Here is a 26,851-nt window from a genome sequence, read left to right as displayed (position 1 = left end):
CCCCGCAGTATGGAGAGCGGCTTCATGAGGAGTTTCGTGCACACAGTCGGCCCGAGCCGGGCCGTCTTCGGCGCGGGCACGCTTCCGCAGGTCCGCGGTGAGGTGGAGCGGCTCGCCAGGTCCCGGGTCATGCTCGTCTCCGACGGGGCGCCGGCCCTGCGCAAGGACACCGAACGGCTCCGTGACGCCCTGGGCGACCTGCTGGTGGCGGAGTTCTACGGAGCTGCCATGCACACTCCCGTCGAGGCGACCGAGCAGACCCTGACCGTGCTGCGCGAGCATGACGTGGACTGCCTGGCGGCGATCGGCGGCGGCTCGACGACCGGCCTCGCGAAGGCGCTGGCGGTCCGTACGGACCTGCCCCAGGTCATCGTGCCCACCACCTACGCCGGCTCCGAGGTCACCCCCGTCCTCGGCGAGACGCAGAACGGCCGCAAGATCACCCGCTCCACGCCCGAGATCCTGCCGGAAACGGTCGTCTACGACGTGGAGCTCACCCTCGGGCTGCCCGTTCCGATGACGGTGACCAGCGGCGTCAACGCGCTGGCCCACGCCGTGGAGGCCCTCTACTCGCCGGATGCCACTCCGGTCACCGTGGAGCCCGCGGCCTTCGGCAGTGGCCTCGGTTGCCCCGGGGCGCCAGTCCCGCCCGGAATCCGGGAGGGACTGGGCAGGTCAGTGCGTCCCCCAGGCGCTCCCTTTCGCGGGTCGCTGGGGCAGGTACGCCAAACTCCGCCCGTTTGCGTCGGGCGTCTACCCGAGGCCTTCCGGCTGGTAGGCGACCCTGGGTCCGCGAGGGGGGTATTCAGCTGAGGCGTTCGAGCACCATGGCCATGCCCTGCCCGCCTCCGACGCACATGGTCTCCACGCCCCACTGCGCGTCGCGCGTACGCAGACCGTTGATCAACGTGGTCATGATGCGGGCGCCGGTCGCACCGAACGGATGCCCCAGCGCGATGGCCCCACCGTGCACGTTGAGCCTTTCCAGCGGGATGCGGAGTTCGCGCTGAGAGGCGATGACCTGAACGGCGAACGCCTCGTTCATCTCGAACAGGTCGATGTCCCCGATCGACAGGCCGGCGTGCGCGAGGGCCCGCCGTGTGGCCTCGACCGGTCCCAGGCCCATGATCTCCGGGGACAGGCCGGACACACCGGTGGTCACGATCCTGGCCAGGGGAGTGATGCCGAGCTCTCGCGCCCTGACGTCGCTCATGATGACCACGGCGGCCGATCCGTCGTTCAGCGGGCAGGAGTTCCCTGCGGTGACCGAGCCGCCTGGCCGGAAGGCCGGCTGGAGGCGTTCCAGCGCCTCGTACGTCGTGCCGGGGCGCGGGCTGTCGTCGGTCGCGATCACCGTGCCGTCGGGCCTTCGGACAGGGGTGATCTCCCGGGCGTGGAACCCGGACTCGGCGGCCTTGGCGTACAGCTGCTGGCTGCGCAGGGCGTAGTGATCCTGCTCCTGGCGGCTGATCTTGGAAAGGCCCGCGACGTTCTCCGCGGTCTGCCCCATGCCGATGTAGACGTCGGGCAGCAGGCCGTCGGAGCGGGGATCGGTCCACAGGCCGTTGGTTCGCGCGTCCTCCGCGGTACGGTCCCTGGCCTGATCGAATGCCGGGTTCAAGACGTCGTCGGCATCGGCTCCGGTGGGCCCGAAGTGCCGGTAGCGGGAGACGCACTCGACGCCCGCGCTGACGAAGACGTGGCCTTCTCCTGCCTTGATGGCGTGGAAGGCCATCCGGGCGGTCTGCAAGGAGGACGAGCAGAAACGGTTGACCGTGGTGCCGGGCACCTCGTCCAGTCCCAGCTGTACGGCCACCCGCCGGGCGATGTTGGCACCGTGCTCGCCGCTCGGCTCGGCGCAGCCGAGATGCAGGTCATCGATCTGTGTCGGGTCCAGTCCGGGTAGCTGGTCGAGGGCCGCGCGGACCGCAGTCACCGCGAGGTCGTCGGGGCGGACATCCTTCAGGGAACCCTTGAAAGCGCGCCCGATGGGCGTGCGGGCGGCAGCGACTACGACGGCTTCAGGCATGTCATGCACCTCTCAGGATGGCGAACGGGTGCGTGGGGCGGGGCGTCTCGAAGGCGGCTCTCTACTGAGGAAGATACTGTACGGACCGTTTCGCATCCCGGTATCGGTGTCTTCTTTTCGCTGGATCAAGCAGGCTGGTGCCTGCCACTGTCAGCGTGTGTCTCTCCGTGTCGTACACACGAAAATATTACCGGTTGCGATCCTAGACGTTCCGTTTCGATTGACTTACTGTGAGGCCACCTCGTGCAGAGAGGAGCACTCCAATGACGGCGTGCTTTCGACAGGCGGTGTTCGTTCCGCCACCCGTGTGTGTCGTTGCCCACGAGCTGGGTTTCTTCGCCCACGTCGGCCTTGAGGTCGAGACCGTGCTGATCGAGTCGTCGACGGACCAGCGTGACCGACTCCTGACCGACGACGTCGATGCGGGCGTCACGGCCATCGACAACCTGATCGTGTGGAACTCCCGCGGAGGCGACCTGCGAGTCGTCGCCCAGATCGAGTCGACGACACCGCTCCGCCTGGTAGCGCAGCCCTCGGTGAGGGGGCTGGAAGACCTGCGGGGCGCAACGCTCGGCGTCGACGCGCCGGACAACGGCTTCGCCGTCCTGCTCCGTCATCTCCTCGGTCACCATGGCCTCCCGCCCGGTGCATACGCATTCGAACCGGTGGGCGGCGTGCGCGAGCGCTTCGAGGCCCTGCGCGCACGGTCGATCGACGCGGCGTGGCTGGGGCCGCCGCTGGACGAGCTGGCGCAGCAGGAGGGGTTCGTCTCGCTGCTCGCGGTCGAGGACGAGGTGCCGGACTTCCCTGGGCAGGGTGTTGTGGCCGGCCCCACGACGCGGGGGGCGGGGCGGGAAAGGCTCTCGCTCTACCTCACGGCCCTCGATGCGGCGCGGAAGTGGCTGCACGCCACCGAGGACGAACAGGTCCTGGACGTGCTGACGAGAGGCGGCTACGGACCGGCCTCGGCTCGTGCCGCGCTGCGCACCCGCCCCGTTTCACTGGCTCCCGCTCGTGCCGGTCTGGAGTGCGTCCTGACGATGCGCGACAAGCTCGGCATGATGCCCGAGAGGGCGCCCGCTGCCGATGACCTGTACGACGGCCGCCCGCTCGGTCTGGAGCTGCGTCCATGACGCCCGACCCGTTCACGTCCGACGGTGCGTCCGACGGCCGTCGTGATGACGCGGAGCCCGGCACGGACGGTCAGGTGGCGAAGAGCGTGCGGCATCTGCTCAGCGAGGACCGTACCTGCGAACTCCTGGGTATACAGGTCGAGTCGGCGGCCGACGGTCGGGCGCGCGCACGGATGCGGGTCCGGCCGGACATGGTCAACGGGCACGCGATCGTGCACGGAGGGCTCGTGTTCGCGTTGGCCGACACCACCTTCGCCTGCGCCGTCAACAGCTACGGCCCGCCGGTCGTCACGGCGAGCGCGGACATCACCTTCCGACGCCCGGGCCATCTCGGTGACGACCTGATCGCCGAAGCGGTGACCCGCTCCCGGGAGGGCCGCTCAGTGATCTGTGAGGTCACGGTGCGGCGCGGTGACGAGGTCATCGGCGAGTTCAACGGTCGGGGGGTGCAGATCGTCCTGGCGGACGGTGTGCCGTCGGCGGGGAGCAATCCGGTCCCGGGCAGCCTGTCCGGACGAGCCGGCCATGAGGAGCACCGCGCCCGTCCGGTGGGCGCGGACACCGACGCGGTGGACGGACCCGACGCGGTGGACGGACCCGCCGTGCCGGACGGACCCGCCGTGCCGGAGCGCACGCCGGGCCGATAGAGCCGCGGACGCCGAGCGCCCAGGTCGTCCGGCGGACGCGCGGGGGTGCAGAGATCAAACGGTACTTCCAAGTACCCGAGCCGCAAATGGAGTTCAGGTGTCACAGGACTGCGAAGTCATCGTTGTGGGTGGTGGACCCGTCGGGGTGATGGCCCTTGCCTTGCTGGGCCATGCCGGTGTGCGGGCCGTGGGGATCGAACGCGAGCCCGAGCTGTGGGAACAGGCGCGGGCCGTGCACTTCGACGGTGAGACGGTGCGTTCCTTCCAGTCCATGGGGCTGGGGGAGGAACTCTCCGCCCGGATCAAGCCGATGTGCGACTACCGCATGGAGAACGAGGCCGGCGAGACGCTGGTGGCCCATGCCACGGGGCAGATGGGACCCCAGGCATGGCACTCGGAGGTCCTGTTCCACCAGCCGGAGATCGACGCGCTGCTGCGCGCAGAAGTCGAGCGGCTCGCTGATGTGGAACTCCGGCTCGGCACCACGCTGCTGGACATCCAGCAAGGTGACGGCTCAGTGCACTGCACCGTCCGTACACCGGACGGGACGACGCAGACGCTCACCGCGCGATGGGTCATCGCCTGTGACGGCGCCACCTCGACCGTCAGGCGCACGCTCGGGGTATCCGGCGAGAACCTCGGCACCGACGATCCGTGGCTCGTCGTCGACGGACACCTGCGCGGGACGGCGGGCATCAGGGGTGACATGGTCTTCCTCGGCCGGCACACCCGTCCCGCGCTCTGGATCAGGCTCCCCGGTGACCGGGTGCGCATGGAGTTCAAAGTCCTCCCCGAGGACGACCGGGAGGAGATCGCCACTCCGGCGGGCATCGCCCGGTTGAGCCGAGGGGTTCTCTCACCGCAGAACTTCGAGCCCGACCGCATCGCCGTTTACACCTTCCGCGCGCGGTTGGCCACGTCGTGGCGGGTCGGCAATGTGTTCCTCGCGGGCGATGCCGCTCACCTGGCACCTCCGCTGTTCGGCCAGGGACTGTGCGCCGGCCTGCGGGACGTGGCCAACCTGGTGTGGAAGATCCGGCTCGTCTCGCGTGGCAGAGCCCCCGAGTCCCTGCTCGACACCTACGAGTCCGAACGCAGGGACCACGCCAGGTACTGGGTGCAGCAGGCGGCGACGATGGCGGGGCTCGTCCAGACCACCGACCCCGTGATGGCCGCCCAGCGGGATGCGCACATCCGTGCCAACCCGGCCGACGGCTACCCGCCGGCACCCGCCCTGGGCCCGGGTACGCACACGGGCCCGGCCGACCCCCATGCCGGACGTATTTCGATGCAGCCGATGCTGCCCGACGGGACACGGCTCGACGACCTCGTGGGACGGCGGTTCCTGCTCGCGGCCACGCCCGAACTGACCGCCGGGCTGCCCGATCCCGTACGCAAGGCGCTGGAGGAGGAGCCCGAGGTCGCCGTACTGACCTCCCCGCAGCACGTCGGCCAACTGCTCACCTCGGTCGAGGCCCCTGCCGTCCTGGTCCGTCCCGACCGCTATGTGTTCGGGACGGCACACACCCCCGAAGAGCTCGAAGCGCTGCTCCGACTCCTGCCTCTCGCAGGCGCCCCGGAACCCCGGCGCGAGATGAGCCCGCCGCAGCAGGAGAACACCCTGCAGGCCTGACCCGCGCGCGTGCAATCACTGTTTCACCCACAGGAGTTCACCATGCACGACCAACCCATCACTCACCTTCGGCACGTCGACATCGCCGTGCAGGACTACGACAAGCAGGTCGCTTTCTACGAGCAGCAGTGGGGGCTGACCAAGACCGGCACGGACGGCGATGTCACGTACTTCGCCGCCGAGGGTTCGCCCGAGCAGTACGTCGTCCGGGTCCGCCGCTCCCAGGACAAGCGCCTCGACCTGGTCTCCTTCGGCGCCGCCGACCGCGCTGCCGTGGACGGCCTCGCCACCCGCCTCGCCACCGACGGTGTGAAGCTGGTCAGCGAGCCGGACACGCTCCAGACGCCCGGCGGCGGCTACGGCTTCCGGTTCTTCGACGTGGAGGGGCGCACCGTAGAGATCTCCGCGGAGGTCGCCGCCCGCACCCACCGCAAGGTCGAGGAGCGCGAGGACATCCCGGTGCGGCTGTCCCACGTCGTCCTCAATTCCCCCGAGCCCGAGCGCATGATGGCCTTCTACGAGAAGTACCTGGACTTCCGGCTCACCGACACCAACGTGCACCCGCAGCTCGGCGGGATCATGTGGTTCCTGCGCTGCAACCCGCAGCACCACAGCATCGCGATCGCCCGCTGTCCCCATGTGTCGCTGCACCACGCGTCGTTCGAGATGCGCGGCCTGGAGGAGTACATGCGGGGCAGTGGCCGCCTGATGCGCGACGGAGTCCACAAGGTGTGGGGCCCGGGTCGGCACCGCGCCGGAGACAACACCTTCACGTACTTCCACGACCCCAACGGCAACACCATGGAGTACACCACGGAGTTGGAGATCCTCGACGAGGACACCTGGCACCCCCACCTGTACAGCACCGACGACCCGGAGACCTCGGACGTGTGGGGGACTTCCAACCCGATGAACGAGTTCGTGTCCAAGGAGATGTTCAACGACCCGGACCGGGGATTGTTCATCCCGCCTCCGGTGTGACCCCGCTGGCGCCTGAGGCGCACTCAGGAAGCCGCCGGGGGAGGGCTCAGGATTCCCCGTCCGGCGACGGGTGGGCTTCCAGACCGCGGATCCCCAGTTCCACGAGCTGCTCCGCGAGCGCGTCGTCGAGCGGGCTGACACCGAACAGGAGATGGAAGTAGACCGGGGCGTAGAACAACTGGGCCGCCGACTTCGGATCGAGGTCGGACCGGAAGACGCCTTCGTCGATTCCCCTGCGCATCAGCTTCTCGACGGCCGCGGCGCGCTCCTGCCAGAAGCGCTCGCGGAAGTTGGCCATCGTCTCGGGGTCGTACTGCCCCTCGGCGATGATCTGGGCGACCAACTTGCCCTGCGGGCCGGCGTAGCGGGAGATCAGCGACTTGAGGTGTGCCAGGAGGGCGTCGCGCACTGGCACCCCCTCGGGGATGCGGGTGTGCGCCAGGTGGTTCTCCATGAAGGCGTCGATGACGACCGCGGCCTTGTTCGGCCACCACCGGTAGATCGTCGCCTTACTGACCTTGGCCCGCTTGGCGATCGCCTCCATGGTCAGCTTCTGCACCGTGATGGCCCGCCGGCCGTCACGCACAAGGAGGTCCATGGTCGCGTCGAGGATCGCGCGACGACTCAATTCGCTTCGTACAGCCACGGAGTCAAGTTAACCCACGCACGGCCTCATTCCCCAATGTCAGCGCGGGATCGACAAGGGGACAAGCCTGCCATACGATACGAAACGTTTCGAATAGATGAAGGAGTTGCACACATGAAGCTCGGTCGGATCTCCGTACCTTCCCCCGATGGCGACCAGATCAGGATCGTCGCCGTGCGGCCCGACGAGGGCAGGGTCATCGACCTGGCCAGGGCCTACGCCCTGGGCAGGCAGGCCGAGGGCGCGACGCCGGACGCGGCCCGCCGACTGGCCGCGGCCCACTTCCCGTCGAGCATGGCCGCCGCCATCGCCGCCGGGCCTGCCTTCCTCGACGCCGCCCACCGGGCCGTGGACGGGGCCGCCGATGACGCCTCGCTGCCCATCGAGGGCCTGTCCTGGGTGGCGGCCGTCGACCCGCCGGTCATCCGTGACGGACTGACCTTCCCGGCGCACATGAAGGGGTTCCACGAGCGGGTGGGCGGCGGACTGCCCAACCCCCAGCTGTTCAAGACGCCCGGCTACTTCAAGGGATCCACCGGAGTGGTCTACGGCCACGACGAGGAGATCCCGTACCCGAGCTACTCCGAATACGTCGACTACGAACTGGAGATGGGCCTCATCGTCGGAGCCGCGGGCAGCAATCTGACCCCCGACGGCGCCCGCGCCCACCTGTTCGGCGTCACGATCTTCAACGACTTCAGCGCGCGCGACATCCAGGGCTACGAGATGGCCATGAGTATGGGCCCGCAGAAGTGCAAGGACTACGCGTACGGCATCGGTCCCTGGATCACGACCGTCGACGAACTGCCCTCCACCGACGGGCTCAAGGGTGTCGTCCGCGTCAACGGTGAGGTCTGGAGTGAGACCACTGCCGAGGGAATGATCTACACGCCGGAAGAAATGCTCGCCTACGTCTCCATCAACGACAGGCTGCAGCCCGGCGACCTGATCGGCTCCGGCACCCTGCCCAACGGCTCCGGCCTGGAGATCGACCGGCGGCTGTCGCTCGGAGACGTCATCGAACTCGAACTGGAAGGCGTCGGCGTCCTGCGCAACCGACTGAGCGCCGAGCCGGACAAGGCCCCCTGGTGGCCCGAGCCCCGCCCGTACCCCTTCGGTACGCCGGCGAACTGACGACGGGACCGACAGAGATGACCAACCCGCACGCCATCAAGCCGATACGGCGCATCGTCACCGGCCACACCGCCGACGGCCGCTCCACCGTCATCAGCGACGGCCCGGCCCCCAACGTCTTCGTCTCGGACTCCGTCAAAGGCTTCGGCGCGATCGTCCCCTGGCAGACCGAACCGGGCGATGTCAGCAACGACGGCAACCAGGACGCGGCCTCCGCCGACGTCCAGGTGCCGATGCACCCCAAGCCCGGAGGAACGGTCTTCCGGATCGCGAGCTTCCCGCCCGACACCGCCTACACCGACGCCGCCGCCGACTCCCTCTTCGACGACATCGACGGCGAACACGCCCGCGACGCCGCCCAACACACCGTCGGCGGCCGCCACTTCTGGTTCCACCGCACCGACAGCCTGGACTACGCCCTGGTCCTCGAGGGGGAGATATGGCTGCTGACGGACGAGGGAGAGACCCTCGCCAGGGCCGGTGACGTGATCATCCAGCGAGGCACCAGCCACTCCTGGTCCAACCGCAGTGACACGACCTGTCGCGTGGCCTTCGTCCTCATCGGCGCCCTGCCCGTCGATACCGCCGTCTCATGAGCACCGCACAGGACATTCTGTGGACGCCCAGCAGCGCCCGGCAGGACGGCAGCGAACTGGCCCGCTACCGCCGTGGGCTGAAGGACTACGACGGCGGCGCCGACTACCTCGATCTCTGGCGCTGGTCCACGCGCGACCTGGGCCGGTTCTGGGAGTCCGTCGCCGAGTTCGAGGACGTACGACTCGGTGGTGTCCCGACCGGTCCGGTGGCTCCGCGGGAGATGCCCGGAGGTACGTGGTTTCCCGGCCGTACCGTGAACTACGCCGAGCATGTGCTGCGCCGCTGCCCGGACGAGGCGCTCGTCGTCGTGGACGACGACGGTACGTCCCACACGCTCTCGCGAGCCGAGCTCCGCGGCCAGGTCGCCGCCGTCTCGGCCGCGCTGCGCCGGATGGGTGTGGCCCACGGCGACCGGGTGGCCGCCGTCCTGCCCAACCGCGCGGAGGCCGTCGTGGGGCTCCTCGCCTGCGCGGCGGTGGGGGCCGTCTGGTCGGTCTGCTCCCCGGAGTTCGGCGCGGACGGGGTGACCTCCCGGTTCGCCCAGCTGGAGCCCAAGGTGCTGCTGCTCACGGACGGCTACTACTACGGCGGACGGACGCACGAGCGCACGGACGAGATGCGCACCCTGCTCGACCGGCTGCCCTCGGTGGAGCACGTGCTCTGGGTCGATCACCTCCACCCCGGAAGCATGCCCACGGCGGACCGCCCCGTGTCACTGTGGGGCACGGTCGCCGCGGGAGGAGGCGAGCCGGAGTTCGACGAGCTGCCCTTCGACCACCCGCTGTGGGTGCTGTTCTCATCCGGTACCACCGGGGCACCCAAGGGCATCGTGCACGGCCACGGAGGCGTCCTCCTGGAACACCTCAAGGTCCTGCGGCTGCACTCGGACCTACGGGCCGGTGACCGCTATCTCACCGTCGCCAGCACGAGCTGGGTGGTGTGGAACATGCTGGTCTCCGGGCTCGCGGTCGGCGCCACGATCGTTCTGCTGGACGGGAACCCGGTCCGCCCCGACCTGGGGCGCGTCTTCCGCGTCGCCGACGAACACGATGTCGACACGCTCGGCGTCAGCGCCGGATACCTGCACGCCTGCCTGAAGGCCGGTCTCGCCCCTGAAACCGGGGCGCTGCGGACACTGCAGGTGACCGGATCACCGCTGTCCACCGACGGCTTCCGTTGGGTCTACGACCGGCTCGGCAATGTGTGGCTGACTTCCATGAGCGGCGGCACCGACGTGTGCTCGATCTTCGTCGGCGGAGCCCCCACGCTGCCCGTCCGCGTGGGCCGCATCCAGGCGCCCGCCCTGGGCGTTTCCGTCGAAGCGTGGGACGAGGACGGCAAGTCCGTGGTCGGCAAGCGGGGCGAGCTGGTGATCACGCAGCCGATGCCCTCGATGCCGCTCCGCTTCTGGAACGACTCCGACGGCCGGCGCTATCGGCAGAGCTACTTCGCTGTGTATGCCGGAGCCTGGCGGCACGGGGACTTCATCGAGTTCGAGCCCGACGGCAGCAGTGTGATCCACGGCCGCTCGGACTCCACCCTGAACCGGCAGGGCGTGCGCATGGGGCCTGCGGACATCTACCGGGTCGTCGAGGCGCTGCCCGAGGTGCGCGAAGCCCTCGTCGTGGGCGCCGAACTGGGCGAGGACGCCTACTACATGCCGCTGTTCGTCGCCCTCCAGGAGAACGCCGACTTCGCAGCGGTGGCAGAGCGCATCAACCAGGTGATCCGTGAGGAGCTGTCACCGCGGCACGTGCCCGACGAGGTCGTGCCCATGCGCGCGATCCCGCACACCCGCACCGGAAAGAAGATCGAGGTGCCGGTGAAGCGCCTGCTGCAGGGAGCTTCCCTGAACGACGTCGTGGACCTGGGCGCGGTGGACGACAGCGCACTGCTCCAGGAATACGCGGAGTTCGCCCACACCCGCCGGAAAGCATGAGGACACCATGAGCCAGACCCCCTTCTCGCTGGGAACGTTCGCCGACGGACCGTCCGGTCCGTTCCCCGGCGTCGTCGTGAACGACAGGGTGTACGACACCCGGACCGTCCTGCCCGCGGCCACGACCACATCCCTCCTGCTCGCCGACTGGGAAGCATCACTGGACGCGCTCCAGTCCCTGGCCGACGCACCCGAGGGCGAAGGACGGCCGGTCGGCGAGCTCGCGGTGCTCGCCCCGGTCCAGCCACCGGGCCAGATCTTCGGCGCCGGAGCCAACTACCGCGAGCACGTCATCCAGATCACCGTGGCGCACCGCCTGGGCAAGGCGGACGCCACCGAGGAGGAGCTGCGCGAGCAGGCCGCCCGGGAGATGGACGAGCGTGCCGCGCACGGCGAGCCCTACGTGTGGGTGGGCGTCCCGTCCGCGATCAGCGGCCCGTACGACGACGTGATCCTGCCCTCCCTCGGTGAGAACCATGACTGGGAACTCGAGCTGGGCGTGATCATCGGGCGCGAGACGCGCGAGGTGAGCCGTGACGAGGCACTGGACCACGTCGCCGGGTACACCATCTGCAACGACCTGACGACGCGCAGCCTGGTGCCCCGCCCGGAGATCCCGATGATGGGCACCGACTGGATGCGGGCCAAGAACCAGCCCACGTTCTACCCCACGGGCCCCTACCTCGTGCCGGCGCGCTTCGTACCCGACCCGCAGGACCTGGACATCACGCTCCGGCTCAACGGCAAGGTCATGCAGAAGGGCAACACCAACGACATGATCTTCGGGATCGCGGCCCTCATCTCGTACATCTCGCACCGGGTGACGCTGCAGCCGGGCGACATGATCATCACTGGTTCTCCGCAGGGCAACGGCTCGCACTACGGCCGCTTCCTGCAGGCGGGCGACGTGATGGACAGCGAGATCAGCGGACTCGGCGCGCAGCGAAACCTGTGCAGGTAGCAGCCGTCACGTCCGTTGCTTGACCTCGGAGTGCAGCGAGTGAGCGGTCAGCTTCTCCAGCAGTGCGATAAGGGTCCGCTGCTCGTCCGAGCTGAGCGAGCCGGCCCATTCCTGCTCACGTTCGTTGTGCGCCTGGAAAGCCGAGGTGATCGCGTGCAGACCACTCTCGGTGAGGCTGAGGTTGACCGCGCGTCCGTCGTGCGGGGCACGTGCCTTGGTGACGAGACCGTCCCGCTCCAGCGTGTTCACCAGCGCCGACACGGCCGCGCGACTCATGCCGGACAGCTCCGCGACCTTCTTGGCCTCGACGGGGCTCGACAGCCAGATCGCGAAGAGCACACGGAAGCCGGGCCACGACCATCCGCGGGGCCGGTGAACGGTTGATTCCAGGTCGTAGACCAGCATGTTCGCGGCCCGGTGGAGGGTGAGGACCAACCGCATCGCCAGCGGATCGACGCCCGGGAGCTCACGGCTCGCGCGGCTGATCGCATGATCGATGAACGACCAGAAATGCAGGTCCTCGTTGTCCGGGTGCTCGTGGTCCACACCAGGAGTGTAGGCCGGACGGCCGCTCATCCTCCGGCCCGCCTTCGCAGCTGGACTCTGCCGCTTACCGCACCCCGTATTCCGAAACCTATCGAATGTCCCAGGGACAAGAAGAAGGCCTTATGAGCACCGAGACCGCTGCCGCAGAAGTCCTCAGCGAGAAGTCACTCTTCCAGGAGTCGGCCTACGTCGACGGACGCTGGGTCAGCCACGGGGAGTCCGGGCGGTTCTCCGTCGACAACCCTTCCACCGGCGCGACGATCGCGGATCTGCCGTCCATGAGCCGGGCCCAGGTGGCCGATGCCCTCACGGCGGCCGGCCGCGCGCTCCCGGACTGGCGCGCCCGGTCCGGCAAGCAGCGGGCCCAGGTCCTGCGCCGTTGGTTCGAGCTCGTGACGGAGCACACGGAGGATCTCGCTCGCCTGATCACCCTGGAGGAAGGCAAGCCCCTCGCGGAAGCACGTGGCGAGGTGGCGTACGCAGCGTCGTTCATCGAGTGGTTCGCCGAGGAAGCGAAGCGCGTGCGCGGCGACATCTTCCCGGCCCCCGACCCGTCACGCCGCGTCCTCGTGCTCAAGGAGCCGGTCGGCGTGTGCGTTGCCATCACACCCTGGAACTTCCCGGCGGCCATGATCACGCGCAAGGCCGCGCCGGCCCTCGCCGCCGGATGCACGATGGTCGTCAAGCCGGCCGCCCAGACGCCGCTGACCGCGCTCGCGCTCGCCGAGCTCGCCGAACGCGCCGGCGTCCCGGCGGGCGTCCTCAACGTCGTCCTGGGCAAGGCCCGTGAGATCGGTCCGGAGCTGACCGGCAACCCAGCTGTGCGCAAGGTGAGTTTCACCGGCTCGACCGAGGTGGGACGCGTCCTGCTCACCGAGTGCGCGCAGACGGTGAAAAAGGTCTCGATGGAGCTCGGGGGCAACGCGCCCGTTCTGGTCTTCGACGACGCCGACCTCGAGACGGCTGTCGAGGGCGTCCTCGCGAGCAAGTACCGCAACACCGGCCAGGCCTGCATCAGCGCGAACCGGGTCTACGTCCAGTCCGGCATCTACGACCGCTTCGCCGAGGAACTTGCGGTGCGGGTCAGCGAGTTGACGGTCGGCGACGGTTTCGAACCCGGCGCGGAGCAGGGGCCGCTCATCGATGCCGCAGCCGTCGACAAGGTCCAGGAACACATCACGGATGCCACCGGCCACGGCGCACGTGTCCTGTGCGGCGGGTCGGGCCATGAACGTGGCGGGTTCTTCTTCCAGCCGACCGTGCTCGCCGACGTGGCCCCCGGTATGAAGATCACGCGGGAGGAGACGTTCGGTCCGGTCACCCCGCTCATCCGGTTCGTCGACGAGGCGGACGCGATCCGCATGGCCAATGACACCGAGTACGGGCTCGCGGCCTACGTCTACAGCCGCGACGCCGAGCGGATCTGGCGGGTCTCCGCCGCGATCGAGGCGGGCATGGTCGGCATCAACTCGGGGCTGATCTCCAACGAGGTCGCACCGTTCGGCGGCATCAAGCAGTCGGGCCTCGGGCGTGAGGGCTCGGTCCACGGCATCGACGAGTACCTGGAGATGAAGTACCTCTCCTGGGAAGGCGCGGGTGCTCGGTAGCCCTCCACGGACTCAACACAACTCAGACGACGAAAGAAAGGGGCAGGCATGTCCGCATACACCCGTGCCGAGGCACGTGACTGGGCCCGCGAGAAGCTTGTCGGCGCGGTCAACTGCACCATCCCGTCGTTCACCGGCGACCTGCGGGCCGTCAATGAGCGGGCCGTCCGCCACGACATCCGCCTCGCCAAGGCGCATGGTTTCATCGGCACCCTCGGTGTCTCCGAGATCAGCATCACCCTCGACGAGTACCTGGAGTTCCTCCGCATCTCGAAGGACGAGGCCGGCGACGGCTTCTACGTCGTCCACCACGCGAGCTGGAACGACCTGGAGCAGAACCTCGAAGCGGTCCGTGGTGCCGAGGCGGCGGGAGCGGACCTGGTGCTGCTGGCCTACCCGCCCAACTTCTACCCGGAGTCCGAGCAGGAGATCTACGACTACACCAAGGCGGTCTGCGAGGCCACGAGCCTCGGGATCATCCTGTTCCCGATGACCATCTGGAACTTCGGCGCTCGCATCCACCCCTCCGATCTCCCGACCCGGCTGATCCGCCGCCTGATCGACGACATCCCCAACATCGCGGTCATCAAGGCCGAAGGCGGATACCCCAACATCCAGAGCGCCGTCGAGTGCAACCGGCTCTTCGGCGACGAGGTGGTCATATCGGTGCCGATCGAGGGTGATCTGATCCCTCTGTCGCAGGTGATGCCCATTCAGTTGTCGGCGACCAGCGACCACGAGTACTTCGGCCCGATGATCCCGCGCGTCATGCAACTGCTGCGCGACGGGAAACACGACGAGGCGACGGCGATCTACTGGCAGCTGCACCCCGCCCGCAAGACCAAGGCCGCACTCTTCGGGACCCTGCACGGCGGGTCGGTCCTCAACCGCCAGGCCTGGAAGTTCCAGGGCTGGCTGCAGGGGTACAACGGCGGACCGCTCCGCCAGCCGACGATGCGCCTCCAGGACAGCCAGATGGCCGCCCTGCGCAAGGGACTCGTGGACGCCGGCCTTGAGCCGAGCATGGATCCCATCCGTGAGTTCTTCACCGGACGCAACCGGGCATGAGCTTGATCTTCAACGTCGCCGGGGCACCTGACCTGCTGATCTTTTCGTCCTCCTGAGACAGCAGTACGGCCGTTCTTCGCCCTTCGACATATCAAGCAACGTCGCGTGGAGGACGGCCGCTGTGCGGAATCTGGCTTGTGCGGGTCCCGTTGAGGCCGCGCTGAGCGGTCGTGGCCGACGACGGAGTGCGCTGCCGAGCGTCCTGCGCGGGGAGGCGACACCCGCGCCGCCGTCCACGATCGCTGCCAGGGCCTCGACCAGTTCCTCCCACGCGATCACCCGCCGGTCCAGATCGATCTTTGCGGCCTCCAACACCGCGCGACTTCCTCCCGCAAGCCCTCCACCCGCACGCGAGCAGCCGTCCCGCTCCTCCAGCATTCCCAGCACCGACGCCACCGCGCACCCCTCGACCATGAAGCGGACACAAGACGTCGCGATGCCACCCTCAAGCCGAGCGAAACCGTGCCTGACCAGCAGGAATCAAGGGATCACATGCGGTTGACGTACGGCTTCTCAGCTCAGCGGAGGGGACAGGCCCCTGGAACCGGCCCTGTCCACCAATCCCGCAGCGGCCCGGTGACTGGAAAACGAGGCACCGCACAACCGGGTGCAGGCGTCCTGTCCGCCCGCTGTGCGGCTGCGGTCGGACACGGGCTGACGGTGACTGAAGTTCACGCCTGATCTTGGACAGCGGATGCGTCAGCGGCCGGCGCGCCGCACTCGCCGGCGGCCGGCTGCTCGACTCCGCGGACCGGCTGCTCGCACCCGCCGCCAGTCCGTGCAGGGTACGCCCCGGCAGATCCTCAACTCCGCTGCTGTCGTTCGTCCATGCCCGCCATGAGGGCCTGGTGGCTGCGGCTGACGTGCTCGCGCATCACGCGTTCCGCGCCGTCGCCGTCCTTGGCGAGGATGAGGTCGAGGACGCGGTGGTGCTCGTGGTCGGACTCGCTCAGTCGGCCGGGCTGGGCGAGCGAGGTGCGGACCAGCCGCTCGTATGCCAGCTGGTTCATGAGCGTGCGGTAATGCGCCTCCAGTTTGGAGTTGTCCGCGCCGATGACGATCCGGTCGTGGAACTCGTGGACCAGTTGCGCGTACCGCTCGGCGTCGCCCGCGTGGACGGCCTCGTCGGCCTGCCGCATGTTCTCCTCGATGCGGGCCACTTCGGGGACGTTGCCACGGAACGCCAGCAGCCGGGCCGCGGCGCCCTCCAGCAGTTCCTTCATCTGGAACAGCTCGGTGATCTCGCGCCGCGACGGCACGGCGACGAACGTGCCCACCCGCGGGCGGACCTCCACCAGGCCCTCGATCTGCAACTGTTTGAGTGCCTCGCGGATGGGGGTGCGGCTGACGCCGAACGTCTCCGACAGTGCCATCTCGGACAGGCTGGAACGCGGCGGCAGCTCCCCGCTGATGATCATCTGGCGCAGCTCTTCGGCGACCCTGGCCTGCATGCTGGTCTGCTGCAGCGGTTTCCGTGCCCGTCCACTGGGTTGTTGCATGGTACGTGAACGTAGTGTGGGGAGGCGCGCGGCGTCAACCTCCCTCGGCCCCGCCTTCTGCCATGCAAGGCGGCTCATGACCGCAGGACGAAGGGATCACCCACAGGTTCCTCGCTCGTGTTGACCCACACGCTCTTCAGCCGGGTGTACTCCCGGATGACCTCCGTGCCGTGTTCGACGCCCGTGCCGCTGCTCCTGAAGCCCGAGCGCGGTGACATCGGCGACATCGACCGGTACGTGTTGGCCCAGACGGTGCCCGCCTCCAGGCGCGCCGCCATGCGGTGGACGCGGTTGACGTCCCGGGTCCACACGCCCGCGGCCAGACCGTAGACCGTGTCGTTCGCGATGGCGAGGGCCTCTTCCTCGGACGCGAACGGCATGACCGTGGCGACCGGTCCGAAGATCTCCTCCTGGCAGATGCGCATCGAGTTGTCCGTGCCGGTGAAGACCGTGGGGGAGTAGAACCAGCCGCCGAGACCGGTCACGGGCCGCGCTCCACCGCAGACCACCTTGCCGCCCTCCGACAGACCCAGCTCGACGTACGACTCGACCTTCGCCAGTTGGTCGGCCAGGGCCAGCGGGCCCAGCTCGGTCGTGTCCTCCAGGGGGTCGCCGATGCGGATACTGGCGGCTCGCGCCGTCACCCGCTCCAGGATCTCGTCGTAGACGTCCCGGTGCACGAGCACGCGGCTGCCCGCCACGCACGTCTGGCCGGCGGCGGCGAAGATGCCGGCGACCACACCCATGGCCGCGGAGGGGAGATCGGCGTCCGGGAAGACGATGTTCGGCGACTTGCCGCCGAGTTCGAGAGTGCAGCGTACGAAGCGGTCCGCGCAGGTTCGGGCGATACGGCGGCCGGTCTCGGTGGAGCCGGTGAAGGTCACCTTGGCCACGTCGGGGTGCTCGGTGAGCGGGGCGCCCGCCGTGGCGCCGTATCCGGTGACCACGTTGACGACGCCCGGCGGGAAGCCGGCCTGCTCGAAGAGCGGGGCGAGGGCCAGCAGGGACGCCGAGGTGTGTTCGGACGGCTTGACGACCACGGTGTTGCCGGCGGCGAGTGCGGGGGCGAGTTTCGTGGCGGTCAGCAGGAGGGGGGAGTTCCAGGGGGTGATCGCGCCGACCACGCCCACCGGTTCGCGCAGGGTGTAGTTGAGCAGGTCGCGGCTCGCGCCCGGGATGACCTCGCCGTGGATCTTGTCGGCGAGTCCGGCGTAGTAGTGGAAGTACTCGGGGAGACCCGCGAGTTGGGCGCGCATCTCGCGCAGCAGTTTGCCGTTGTCGAGGGTTTCGGTGCGGGCCAGCTCCGCCGCGTTCTCGCCGATGAGCTCGGCGAGGTTGCGCAGTAGGCGGCCTCGCCCGGTCTGGCTGAGGTCGCGCCAGCGGGGGTCCTCGAAGGCGGTTCGGGCGGCCTTGACGGCGCGGTCGATGTCCTCGGCGGTTCCGTCGGCCGCCTCGTACCAGGGTTGGCCGGTGGTCGGGTTGAGGCTCTCGAAGTACTCGCCGGAGGCGGGGGCTGTCCATTCGCCGGCGATGTAGTGCTGGTGGCGAGGGAGTGGGGTCATGCGGGCTGCTCCTCGGCTGCGGGTTGTGTGTGGTTGCTCGCGGCCACGCGGCGGAGCCGCATGTCGACGCGGACCGTCGCCCCTAGTGGGGCGCTGTCATCGCCTCCGTGTGGTGAAGGATCGCCTCGACGAGGTCCTTCGAGCCCTCCAGCGGGAGCAGGTGACGTGTACCGGGCACGATCATCGCGCGGGCGCCGGGGATCCTCTCGGCGAGCAGTCGGGACATCGCCGGGGTCGAGCCGGGGTCGTCCGCGCCTGTCACCGCGAGGGTCGGTGCCGTGATGTCGGGCAGGCGGGGCCACAGCGCCGCGTCCGCGGTGGCGAACACGTCGTAGCAGGCCAGGTACGACGTACGGTCGTTCTTCAGCAGGGTGGTGAGGACCGACCGGGCCAGCTCCGGCTCCCTGGTCCGCCACGCCGGCGAGAACCAGCGCTCCACCGCCGCGAGCGCCGACGCCTCGAAGTCCGCCACGGCGCGCTCCCGGCGTCGTGCCACCGCCGTCCGCTCTTCCTGCGATCGTCCGGCGACCGAGCTGACCAGGGTGAGTGAAGCTGTCAACTCTGGCCTCACAGCGGCCAGTTGCTGCGCGATCAGGGCGCCGAGAGAGAAGCCCACGAGGTGCGCGGGGCCTTCCAGCAGTGCCGCCACGTCAGCCGCCAGCTCCGGCAGGGACACCCCGGGAGCCGCCGGCGGAGAGGTGCCGTGTCCGCGCAAGTCGACCACCTTCACGCGGTGCCGTTCGGCCAGTGCGGGCAGGCAGCGTTCCCACATCGACCGGTCGAGCCCCACGCCGTGCAGCAGCACGAGGTCGGGACCGGTGCCGTGCACCTCGTGGCTCAGCGCCACCGACGGGCCCACCGTGGTCATCGTTCCGTCGACAGCGGCGCCAGCCGGGCCTGCGGCCGCCCCTGCGCCGCGGCCGCCAGGCCGATGACGATCTCGTCGGCGCGCGGGCCGTCCGGCACGCGGACCTCGATCGTCTGGTGGTGGGAGCGGATCGTGGCGTCCGTGATGTGCTTCAGCGGGATGTCGAAGACCGTTCCGGCCGCCGCCCGCTTCTCCACGGCCGGCAGCAAGGTCGTCGCCTGAGCCGCCTTGCGGAAGTGGTCGCCGAACTTCAGCGTGTGGATCAGCGCCGAGCCGTGCTCGATCTCCCCGTCCAGTCCGACGATCGCCGCCTTCCCGTACGCCTCCACCGGCACCCCGAGCGCCTCCACCACCCGTGGGGCCAGCAACTCGCCGAGTTTCGGGGCGACTTCGTCGATGCCGGGCAGGAGGTCGGTGACGAAGCCCTGTCCCGCCCACGGGTTCTCGATCACGGCGAGCACCACCGCGGTACGCGCGGGCGGGTCGACGGGGCGGCCGCCCTCGGTGTGGATGTCCTCGGTGAAGGTGATGATCTTGCGGACGTTCATCGGGCGCTCTCCAGCAGGTCGACGAGACGGACGGCGGGATCCGTACGGCGGTCTCCGATACGGGCATTGGGGCGCGGGCCGGACGCTGCGGCGGCGACCACGACGAGCTCGTCGGGCCGGGGGGCGTCCGGGACGCGGATCTGGACGGTCTGGTAGTGCGAGCGGGTCGCGGCGGCCGTCTTGTGCCACAGCGGGACGGTGAGCGGCTCACCGGCCGGCAGTCGGTCGTCGCTGAAGACGATGATCGACGTGCCCTCGGTCAACTCTCGAAGGACGTTGCCGAAGTACGGCGTGTGGATCAGCGCGCCGCCGTGCTCGATCTCGCCGTCCAGGCCCACGACGGCCGCTTTGCCGAAGGCTTCGACGCGGTCGGCTCCGCCCAGCGCGTCGATCAGCTTCCCGGTCAGCAGCTGCGCCAGCTCCGGTGCCACCGCCTCGACCTCGGGCTGCAGGTCGGCCACGAAACCGCGCCCCGCCCAGGGGTTGCGGAGCACCGCGGCCACCGCGACCCGCCGTACCGGAGTCGCCACCGGGCGGCCGAGTTCCAGCAGCACCTCCTCGACGACGGTCACGACCTTCCGGACGCCCGTGCTCATGCGGCGAACTCCGGCATGACCTTCTCCGCGAACAGCTCCAGGCTGCGCATCGCCTTGCGGTGCTCGAGCCCCGGGTGCGTGGTCCACAGCAGGAGGTGCTCGAGGCCTACCTCGTCGCGCAGCTCCGCCACCTTCTCGGCGACGTACTCGGGCGTGCCGACCAGCAGGTTCCTGTCCTGGAGGAAGTCGAAGGACAGCTCGTGCGCGTCGGTGAGCTCCTCGCCGGCCTCCATGAGATTGCTCAGCCCGCGCCAGTGCATGATCCAGCGGTAGGTCGTCATCAGCGCCTCCTCGAAGTCGGCGCGTGCCTGCTCCATGGTGTCGGCGACGTAGACGTCCCGTACCAGGCCGATGCCCTCGCCGAGGGTGTACTCCCGGCCCGAGGCCTCGCTCGCCGTGGCGCGGTACAGCTCGAAGCGGTCCTTCAGCGCGGACACCGGCGGGAGCCAGAACATGCCCTGCACGCCGTCGGCAGCCGCTGCCTGGATGGAGCGGGGGCTGTCGATGACCTGCCACAGGGGCGGGTGCGGGCGCTGCAGGGGGAAGGGGGTGACCTGCATCTTCGTGATGGCGCCGGCGGTCGTGTAGTCGTCCGTCGCGGGGGAGAGCGGGTGGTTCCACTTCACGCCGGGGGCCGGGAACTCGTAGAAGCGGCCCTTGTGGGAGAAGAACTCGCCGCTCCACGCCTTGCGCAGGATCTCGACCGTCTCGTCGTACAGCGCCCGGTTCTGCTCCTGGTCGCGCGGGTCGGCCAGGGCGTTGAGGTTGAGTGCCTCGCGGCCGTACAGACCACGGCCGAGGCCGACCTCGACGCGGCCGCCGGAGAGCTGGTCGAGCATCGCGATGTCCTCGGCGAGCCGCAGTGGGTGCCAGAAGGTGGCGATGGACGCCGCCTGGCCGATGCGGATGCGTGACGTACGGGCCGCGATGTCGGTGCCCATGAGGACCGGGTTCGGCGTGATCTCGATCGCCTCGTGCCCGAAATGGTGCTCGGTGTACCAGGTGGACCAGAAACCGGCCTGTTCCGCGGCGACTGCGAACTCCCGGGCCTCGTCCATCACTTGGGCGTACTCGCCGAGCCGCCCGGGGGCTCCGAGGTTGTGGAATATCGAGAACCGCATCCCGTGACCTTCCCTCTCTCGCTGTGCCATGGCAGTGAGGCTAGGAGTCCGGAATCAGTACCGTCAAGGGTTAACTACTCAGAAACAAGTCTGACCTGTGCATTTGATCGTCGCCGCAGCAATCACCAGGCTTTTCCGGAGGAGGTGTTGACACCGAACCATCCCCTCCCTACGGTCCTCTGCCATACAAGAGCTGACTGAGGGACCCACCATGACCCACACTCTTGACCGCCCCGCCGCCGATCGCAGCTCCCGCGTCCGCTCCGCCTGGCGGGCCGCCTGGGACCAGGGACACCTCGACGCCCTGGATCAGTTGCTCAGCCCCTCCTACGTCCGCCGCCGCGGGCCCGCGTCCGTCACACAGGACCGGGACCAGCTCAAGGAATCCATCCGCGCCGTCCGTGAGGCGTTCCCCGACCTCAGGACCGAGATCGAGGACATCGTCGAGGACGGCGACCGGCTGGCGATCCGCTGGCGCAGCGCCGGCCGGCACACCGGGGACTTCCTCGGTGTGCCGCCCACCGGGAAACCGGTCGAGGTGTCCGGCGCGACCTTCGCCCGCTTCGAGGGGCCCTCGGTCGCCGAGGAGTGGGTGACCTTCGACTCCCGGCAGCTCCTGGAGGCGCTCGGGATCATCTCCACCGTCCAGCGGGCCGCCGTCGACGCCGACCTGGTGCGCGGGGTGCACCGCAAGTTCATCACCGGCGTCACCGTGGTGACCACAGACGACGACGGCACGCCCCGCGGCCTCGCGGTCAACGCCTTCTCCAGCATCTCGCTCGACCCGCCGATGGTCCTGGTCTGCGTGCAGCACAGCTCCAGCACCCATCCCGCACTGCACCGGTCGAGCCATCTCGGTATCAGCATCCTGGCCGCCGACCAGCTCGACGTGGCGAAGACCTTCGCCTCCAAGGGGGACGACAAGTTCGCCCGTATCTCCTGGACCCCCGGTGACTTCGGCGCCCCGCTGATCGACGGCTCCTGCGCCCAGATGGAGGTCGAGATCGGACAGCGGCTCGAGGCCGGCAGCCACACCGTGTTCACCGGCCGGGTGGTCTCCGCCCGGCACGACGACCTCGCCCCGCTGGTCTACAGCGGCGGCGGTTTCTTCGACATCTCGCACACGGCGCCGTTGCCGTGGTGACCCCGACCCACCCGAGCAGGAGCACCACATGACAGACGGAACACCGGCGCCGGTCTACGGCAGCGCGGTCACCAAGGTCGAGCCCTTCGGCATCGACCACATCCCCGACAACGAACGGCACGGCAAGCCCAGCTCGCAGTTCTTCGTCTGGTTCGCGGCCGGTCTCAACTTCCCGATCATCCTGCTCGGCTTCAGCGCGGCCTGGTTCGGGCTGAGCTTCGGCGCCGCCGTCACGGCCATCGTCGTCGGGGCGGCGCTCGGCTCACTGCTGATGGCCGTCATGTCCCGGATGGGTGTACGGCTCGGCGTGGCGCAGCAGGTCCAGGCGCGCGGCCCGCTCGGATTCTTCGGCAACTTCCTGCCCGTGGCATACATCAACGTGTTCGCCGGGATCGGCTGGGCGGCGGTCACCGTCATCCTGGGCGGCAAGGCGTTCGCCGAGCTGACACATCTGCCGTTCTGGCTGTGTGGCGCGGTGCTCACGGCGGTCGAGCTGGTGGTGTCGATCTACGGCTACAACATGATCAACTACCTCCAGAAGGCGCTGACCTACGTCCTCACCCCGCTCTTCCTCCTCATCACCGTGGTCGCGGTCGTGCGCGGCGGAAGCCTCTTCCACGCCGACCCGAAGGCATCCGGCTACATCGGCTCCGCCGGCGGCTGGGTCACCTTCGGGGGCTGGTTCCTGTCCTTCCTGGTGGCCTGGGCGCCGTTCGCCTCGGACTATTCCCGCTATCTGCCGGACACCCCCGAGGTCGTCACCCGCACCGCCTGGTACACCGGCCTCGGCAACTTCGTCACCATCTGCTGGCTGGGCATCCTGGGCGTGGTCGTCGGCGGCAGCGCGACCAGCTCGGACTCGATCACCGCCCTGCACGAACTGGCCGGCCCCTTCGCCGTGCCCGCCCTGCTCGCCGTCGGCCTGTCCGCACTCGCGCAGAACTTCCTCAACGTCTACGGCGGCGCGATCTCCGTCCAGACGCTGAAGATCCCGGTCAGCCGCTCCCAGGCGGTCACCGTCATCTGTCTGCTGGCCTACGCGATCAGCCTGTGGGGCGAGGCGGGCACGGAGGACAAGTTCAAGGTGTTCCTCAACCTGACCGCGTACTTCATCGCCCCCTTCGCGGCCGTGCTGCTCCTCGACTTCTATCTGGGCGGCCGCTCCGACCCGTCCCGCGTCTCCGAGCTCTACGACCGCCGCCGGGTGCTGGACTGGGGCTTCGTCTCCTGGGCGGGCGGGGTGGCCGCCTCGGTGCCGTTCTGGCAGTCCAGCTTCTACACCGGCCCGTTCTCGGCCGCGTATCCGGGGGCGGGCGACCTGAGCATGTTCGTCGCGGCCGGAGCGGGCGCGGTGCTGTACCTGCTGACGTACCGGCTGAAGCCGCTGTGGGTGCGGGGCTCCTCCCGAGGTTCGTCCGAGCTGGGTTCCAGCGAACCGACGGCTGTTGTGTCCTGACGGAATCTCAGGGCCGGGTCCGCCTCGTCGGAGGCGGACCCGGCCCTTCGGCTTACGGGGACCTTCCACGGCGGAAATCCGGCCGTAACACCCACGGGGTCTACTCAGATGCAACATTGATTCACCACAGTGGACACCCTGGGAGGGGCCATGACGACCGACCCGGAAGCGGACGCCCCCGATCTCGCCGAGCTGGTCCGCGCCGACGGCATCGAGTTCGTGCTCGCCGTCTTCGTCGACCTCACCGGCAAGCCGTGCGCCAAGCTCGTCCCGGCCCAAGCCGTCGAGGAACTCCGGGACGCGGGCGTCGGTTTCGCCGGGTACGCGGCCGGCGCGCTCGGCCAGCAGCCCAGCGACCCCGATGTCATCGCCCGGCCGGACGCGTCCTCGTACACGCCGGTCCCCTTCGTGAAGCCCGGTCTCGCGCTCGTCCACTGCGACCCGTACGTGGAGGGGAAGCCCTGGCCGTACGCCCCGCGGGTCATCCTGCGCGGGCTGCTGGAGCGAGCCGCCGAGCAGGGGCTGTCCCTGTCCGTGGGCGCGGAGGTCGAGTACTTCCTCGTCAACCGGGACGAGCACGGCGTGCTCAGGGTCGCCGACGTCAGGGACACCGCTGCCCAACCCTGTTACGACGCACGCGGGTTGACCCGGATGTACGACCACCTCACCGCGGTCTCCAGCGCCATGAACTCCCTCGGGTGGGGCAACTACGCCAACGACCACGAGGACGGCAACGGCCAGTTCGAGCAGAACTTCCAGCATGCCGACGCCCTCACCACCGCCGACCGGGTCATCACCATGCGGTACCTGGTGTCGGTACTGGCCGAACAACGCGGCATGACGGCCACGTTCATGCCGAAGCCCTTCACCGACCGCACCGGCACCGGCATGCACATGCACATGTCGCTGTGGCGGGGCGACGACCCCGCCTTCCCCGAGGTCACCGACGGACGCGGACTGGGCCTCTCCCCGCTCGCCTACTCCTTCCTCGCCGGGATCGTCGAGCACGCGCCGGCCCTGCAGGCCGTGATCGCCCCGACGGTCAACTCCTACAAGCGCACCGGCGCGGTCTCCACCCGCTCGGGCGCCACCTGGTCACCGCGCGTGGCGAGTTACGGCGGCAACGACCGCACCCACTTCGTCCGCGTCCCCGACGGCAACCGCATCGAGCTGCGCGGCGGAGACGGCGCCGCCAACCCCTACCTCGCCGCTGCCGCCGCCCTCGCCGCCGGCCTCGACGGCATCGAGCGCGGCCTCGACCCCGGCGAGCCGGGCGCGGGCGGCAAGGGCCCCGAACTCCCGCCGACCCTGCTGCACGCGGTCGAGGCCCTCCAGGCGGACGACGTGATCAGCGGCGCCCTGGACGTGGCCGGGAGCGGCGTGAGCCGGTACTTCGCGGACCTCAAGCGCCAGGAGTTCTTCGACTGGCACGCGACGGTCGGCCCCTGGGAGCTCGACCGCTATCTGACCGCCTTCTGATCGCCTCTCGCCTTTTGATCGTCTTCCGCCTTTGACCGCCTTCCGAAGGGACTTGAGATGTGCGGAATCGTGGGGCTCCATCTGCGTGACCCCTCACTCGAACCACGGCTCGGCGAGTTGCTGAGCGCGATGCTCGGCCAGGTCGTCGAGCGGGGCCCGGACTCGGCGGGTGTCGCGGTCTACGGCGACCCGCGGCTGTCCCCGCCGGGACGGGCCGTCGTCTCACTGCTGGGCACCTCGAAGACCGAGGTGGAAGCCGCGCTGCCAGGGGTGGTGGCCCTCGACGCCGACGCCACCACCGTGGTGCACGCCGGTGCCGACCAAGTTGCGGCCGCGCTTCCCGAAGCCACTGTCATCGGCTCCGGCGAGGGGTTCGCCGTACTCAAGGGCACTGGGAATCCCGTCGAGTTGGCGGACGCGTTCGGACTCGCCGGGGTGAGCGGCTGGCAGGGCGTCGGCCACACCCGCATGGCCACCGAGTCGGCCGTCACCCCCGAGGGCGCCCACCCCTTCTCTGTCGGCCCCGGACAGTGCCTGGTGCACAACGGCTCCTTCGCCAACCACGCCACCATTCGCCGCGAACTGCGCGCCCAAGGCGTCGAGTTCGACAGCCAGAACGACTCCGAGGTCGGCGCCCGCTTCGTCGCCCACCAGCTGGAGCAGGGCGCCGACCTGGAGAAGGCGCTGCGGCTGCTGTGCGAGCGGTTCGACGGCTTCTACACGTTGCTGGTGTCGACCGGCGACTCCTTCGCGGTCGTCCGCGACGCCATCGCCTGCAAACCGGCGCTGGTCGCCGAGACCGACGCGTGGGTGGCGATGGCCTCCGAGTACCGGGCGCTGGACGTCCTGCCGGGTATCGAGAACGCCCGGATCTTCGAACCCGAGCCGGAAGAGGTGTACATATGGCGACGCTGATCGACCTGGCCAGGACACCGGTGCGGGAGCTCAACCAGGCACTGCACGCCCCCGAAGCCGGGTCCTGGCGCGTTCTCAACCCGCGCGGCGCACACGCCGTGGCCTGCGGGATCCGGGAGGATCTCGCCGTCGACATCGAAGGTCACGTCGGCTACTACTGCGCCGGCATGAACCAGCGCGCCACGGTGACCGTGCACGGCAACGCCGGCACCGGAGTCGCCGAGAACATGATGTCCGGCACCGTGCGGGTGCGCGGCAACGCGTCCCAGTCGGCCGGGGCCACCGCGCACGGCGGACTGCTCGTCGTCGACGGAGACGCGTCCGCCCGGTGCGGCATCTCCATGAAGGGCGTGGACATCGTCGTCGGCGGAAACGTCGGCCACATGAGCGCGTTCATGGGTCAGGCCGGGCGGTTGGTCGTCTGCGGCGACGCAGGGGAAGCCCTCGGGGACTCCCTCTACGAGGCGCGGATCTACGTCCGGGGCACGGTGAAGTCCCTCGGCGCGGACTGCGTGGAGAAGGAGATGCGAGAGGAACACGTCGTCGAACTGGCCGAGCTGCTCAAGGCGGCCGAGCGGGACGAGGACGCCGCGGATTTCCGACGGTACGGCTCCGCCAGGACGCTCTACCACTTCAACGTCGGCAACTCGGCGGCGTATTAGCGCCGCTGGGGGGCCGAATTTTGGCTGCGGGCCGGATGTGGCTGGTCGCGCCCGCGCGGCGGAGCCGCATATCGATACAG

25 protein-coding genes are annotated in these 26,851 nt (G+C 69.3%); 16 read left to right on the top strand and 9 right to left on the bottom strand.

Features of this window, described 5'->3' with window-relative positions; genetic code table 11:
- Positions 1–36 precede the first annotated feature (36 nt).
- Positions 37–813, top strand: a complete 777-nt coding sequence (locus ACIBJB_RS33140; protein WP_398936096.1) for an iron-containing alcohol dehydrogenase — start codon at positions 37–39, stop codon at positions 811–813.
- On the opposite strand, the gene ACIBJB_RS33135 is transcribed toward ACIBJB_RS33140, so the two are convergent.
- Entirely contained in the window at positions 806–2,029 is a 1,224-nt protein-coding gene (locus ACIBJB_RS33135; RefSeq protein WP_398936094.1) for an acetyl-CoA C-acetyltransferase, read from the bottom strand. The genes ACIBJB_RS33140 and ACIBJB_RS33135 overlap by 8 nt on opposite strands.
- Positions 2,030–2,292: 263 nt before the next feature.
- On the opposite strand from ACIBJB_RS33135, the gene ACIBJB_RS33130 reads away from it, so the two are divergent.
- The 4 genes from ACIBJB_RS33130 (at position 2,293) to ACIBJB_RS33115 (ending at position 6,423) form a co-directional block, all read left to right on the top strand.
- On the top strand, positions 2,293–3,162 hold the full coding sequence (locus ACIBJB_RS33130; RefSeq protein WP_398936092.1) for an ABC transporter substrate-binding protein: 870 nt from the start codon (positions 2,293–2,295) through the stop codon (positions 3,160–3,162).
- Positions 3,159–3,809 carry a PaaI family thioesterase gene (locus ACIBJB_RS33125; RefSeq protein ID WP_398936090.1) on the top strand — a complete coding sequence of 217 codons (651 nt, stop codon included), beginning with the start codon at positions 3,159–3,161 and terminating at the stop codon, positions 3,807–3,809. Before ACIBJB_RS33130 ends, ACIBJB_RS33125 begins: the two co-directional genes overlap by 4 nt.
- A gap of 97 nt (positions 3,810–3,906) precedes the next feature.
- The gene (locus tag ACIBJB_RS33120; protein WP_398936088.1) at positions 3,907–5,442 is read left to right on the top strand and encodes a bifunctional 3-(3-hydroxy-phenyl)propionate/3-hydroxycinnamic acid hydroxylase; all 1,536 of its coding nucleotides are present in this window, start codon (positions 3,907–3,909) and stop codon (positions 5,440–5,442) included.
- Between the two features lie 42 nt (positions 5,443–5,484).
- On the top strand, positions 5,485–6,423 hold the full coding sequence (locus ACIBJB_RS33115; RefSeq protein ID WP_062039220.1) for a VOC family protein: 939 nt from the start codon (positions 5,485–5,487) through the stop codon (positions 6,421–6,423).
- Positions 6,424–6,469: 46 nt separating this feature from the next.
- On the opposite strand, the gene ACIBJB_RS33110 is transcribed toward ACIBJB_RS33115, so the two are convergent.
- On the bottom strand, positions 6,470–7,069 hold the full coding sequence (locus ACIBJB_RS33110; protein ID WP_398936086.1) for a TetR/AcrR family transcriptional regulator: 600 nt from the start codon (positions 7,067–7,069) through the stop codon (positions 6,470–6,472).
- Positions 7,070–7,183: 114 nt separating this feature from the next.
- On the opposite strand from ACIBJB_RS33110, the gene ACIBJB_RS33105 reads away from it, so the two are divergent.
- Genes ACIBJB_RS33105 through ACIBJB_RS33090 form a run of 4 tightly spaced genes read left to right on the top strand, consistent with a single transcriptional unit; the run spans position 7,184 to position 11,700 of the window.
- Positions 7,184–8,203, top strand: a complete 1,020-nt coding sequence (locus ACIBJB_RS33105) for a fumarylacetoacetate hydrolase family protein (RefSeq protein ID WP_398936084.1) — start codon at positions 7,184–7,186, stop codon at positions 8,201–8,203.
- Between the two features lie 17 nt (positions 8,204–8,220).
- Positions 8,221–8,799 carry a cupin domain-containing protein gene (locus ACIBJB_RS33100; protein WP_398936082.1) on the top strand — a complete coding sequence of 193 codons (579 nt, stop codon included), beginning with the start codon at positions 8,221–8,223 and terminating at the stop codon, positions 8,797–8,799.
- Positions 8,796–10,739: an acetoacetate--CoA ligase gene (locus ACIBJB_RS33095; RefSeq protein WP_398936080.1), complete on the top strand. Its 1,944-nt coding sequence runs from the start codon at positions 8,796–8,798 to the stop codon at positions 10,737–10,739. Before ACIBJB_RS33100 ends, ACIBJB_RS33095 begins: the two co-directional genes overlap by 4 nt.
- Before the next feature lie 7 nt (positions 10,740–10,746).
- Positions 10,747–11,700 (top strand): fumarylacetoacetate hydrolase family protein, encoded by a 954-nt coding sequence (locus ACIBJB_RS33090; RefSeq protein WP_398936078.1) that lies wholly within the window; start codon positions 10,747–10,749, stop codon positions 11,698–11,700.
- 6 nt (positions 11,701–11,706) lie between these two features.
- Here ACIBJB_RS33090 and ACIBJB_RS33085 read toward each other — a convergent pair whose 3' ends face one another.
- Positions 11,707–12,246: a MarR family winged helix-turn-helix transcriptional regulator gene (locus tag ACIBJB_RS33085; RefSeq protein WP_398936076.1), complete on the bottom strand. Its 540-nt coding sequence runs from the start codon at positions 12,244–12,246 to the stop codon at positions 11,707–11,709.
- Positions 12,247–12,368: 122 nt separating this feature from the next.
- On the opposite strand from ACIBJB_RS33085, the gene ACIBJB_RS33080 reads away from it, so the two are divergent.
- Complete coding sequence (locus ACIBJB_RS33080) at positions 12,369–13,853, top strand: NAD-dependent succinate-semialdehyde dehydrogenase (protein WP_398936074.1); 1,485 nt, start codon at positions 12,369–12,371, stop codon at positions 13,851–13,853.
- Between the two features lie 48 nt (positions 13,854–13,901).
- Positions 13,902–14,921, top strand: coding sequence for a dihydrodipicolinate synthase family protein (locus tag ACIBJB_RS33075; RefSeq protein ID WP_398936072.1), 1,020 nt, complete (start codon positions 13,902–13,904; stop codon positions 14,919–14,921).
- Between the two features lie 803 nt (positions 14,922–15,724).
- Here the strand turns inward: ACIBJB_RS33075 and ACIBJB_RS33070 are convergent.
- From ACIBJB_RS33070 to ACIBJB_RS33045, 6 genes are all read right to left on the bottom strand, one after another.
- On the bottom strand, positions 15,725–16,420 hold the full coding sequence (locus tag ACIBJB_RS33070) for a GntR family transcriptional regulator (protein ID WP_398936070.1): 696 nt from the start codon (positions 16,418–16,420) through the stop codon (positions 15,725–15,727).
- Between the two features lie 74 nt (positions 16,421–16,494).
- Entirely contained in the window at positions 16,495–17,982 is a 1,488-nt protein-coding gene (locus tag ACIBJB_RS33065; protein WP_398936068.1) for an aldehyde dehydrogenase, read from the bottom strand.
- 82 nt (positions 17,983–18,064) lie between these two features.
- On the bottom strand, positions 18,065–18,850 hold the full coding sequence (locus ACIBJB_RS33060; RefSeq protein ID WP_398936066.1) for an alpha/beta fold hydrolase: 786 nt from the start codon (positions 18,848–18,850) through the stop codon (positions 18,065–18,067).
- Positions 18,847–19,398: an amino acid synthesis family protein gene (locus tag ACIBJB_RS33055; RefSeq protein WP_398936064.1), complete on the bottom strand. Its 552-nt coding sequence runs from the start codon at positions 19,396–19,398 to the stop codon at positions 18,847–18,849. The genes ACIBJB_RS33060 and ACIBJB_RS33055 overlap by 4 nt, the downstream gene beginning before the upstream one ends.
- Positions 19,395–19,994, bottom strand: a complete 600-nt coding sequence (locus ACIBJB_RS33050; protein WP_398936062.1) for an amino acid synthesis family protein — start codon at positions 19,992–19,994, stop codon at positions 19,395–19,397. The genes ACIBJB_RS33055 and ACIBJB_RS33050 overlap by 4 nt, the downstream gene beginning before the upstream one ends.
- Positions 19,991–21,145, bottom strand: coding sequence for an LLM class flavin-dependent oxidoreductase (locus ACIBJB_RS33045; RefSeq protein ID WP_398936060.1), 1,155 nt, complete (start codon positions 21,143–21,145; stop codon positions 19,991–19,993). Before ACIBJB_RS33045 ends, ACIBJB_RS33050 begins: the two co-directional genes overlap by 4 nt.
- Before the next feature lie 181 nt (positions 21,146–21,326).
- Between ACIBJB_RS33045 and ACIBJB_RS33040 the strand changes: the two genes are divergently transcribed.
- The 5 genes from ACIBJB_RS33040 (at position 21,327) to ACIBJB_RS33020 (ending at position 26,771) form a co-directional block, all read left to right on the top strand.
- Positions 21,327–22,259 (top strand): flavin reductase, encoded by a 933-nt coding sequence (locus tag ACIBJB_RS33040; protein ID WP_398936058.1) that lies wholly within the window; start codon positions 21,327–21,329, stop codon positions 22,257–22,259.
- Positions 22,260–22,287: 28 nt separating this feature from the next.
- Positions 22,288–23,715: a purine-cytosine permease family protein gene (locus ACIBJB_RS33035; RefSeq protein ID WP_398936056.1), complete on the top strand. Its 1,428-nt coding sequence runs from the start codon at positions 22,288–22,290 to the stop codon at positions 23,713–23,715.
- Positions 23,716–23,865: 150 nt separating this feature from the next.
- On the top strand, positions 23,866–25,194 hold the full coding sequence (gene glnT / locus ACIBJB_RS33030; RefSeq protein WP_398936054.1) for a type III glutamate--ammonia ligase: 1,329 nt from the start codon (positions 23,866–23,868) through the stop codon (positions 25,192–25,194).
- Positions 25,195–25,251: 57 nt separating this feature from the next.
- Positions 25,252–26,109, top strand: a complete 858-nt coding sequence (locus tag ACIBJB_RS33025; RefSeq protein ID WP_398936052.1) for a glutamine amidotransferase family protein — start codon at positions 25,252–25,254, stop codon at positions 26,107–26,109.
- Positions 26,097–26,771 (top strand): glutamate synthase, encoded by a 675-nt coding sequence (locus ACIBJB_RS33020; RefSeq protein ID WP_398936050.1) that lies wholly within the window; start codon positions 26,097–26,099, stop codon positions 26,769–26,771. Before ACIBJB_RS33025 ends, ACIBJB_RS33020 begins: the two co-directional genes overlap by 13 nt.
- Positions 26,772–26,851 lie beyond the last annotated feature (80 nt).

The organism is Streptomyces sp. NPDC050759 (assembly GCF_044456945.1).
Classification (GTDB): domain Bacteria; phylum Actinomycetota; class Actinomycetes; order Streptomycetales; family Streptomycetaceae; genus Streptomyces.
Note: the sequence above shows the minus strand (reverse complement) of the source record. Positions and strands in the feature narration are given on the sequence as shown.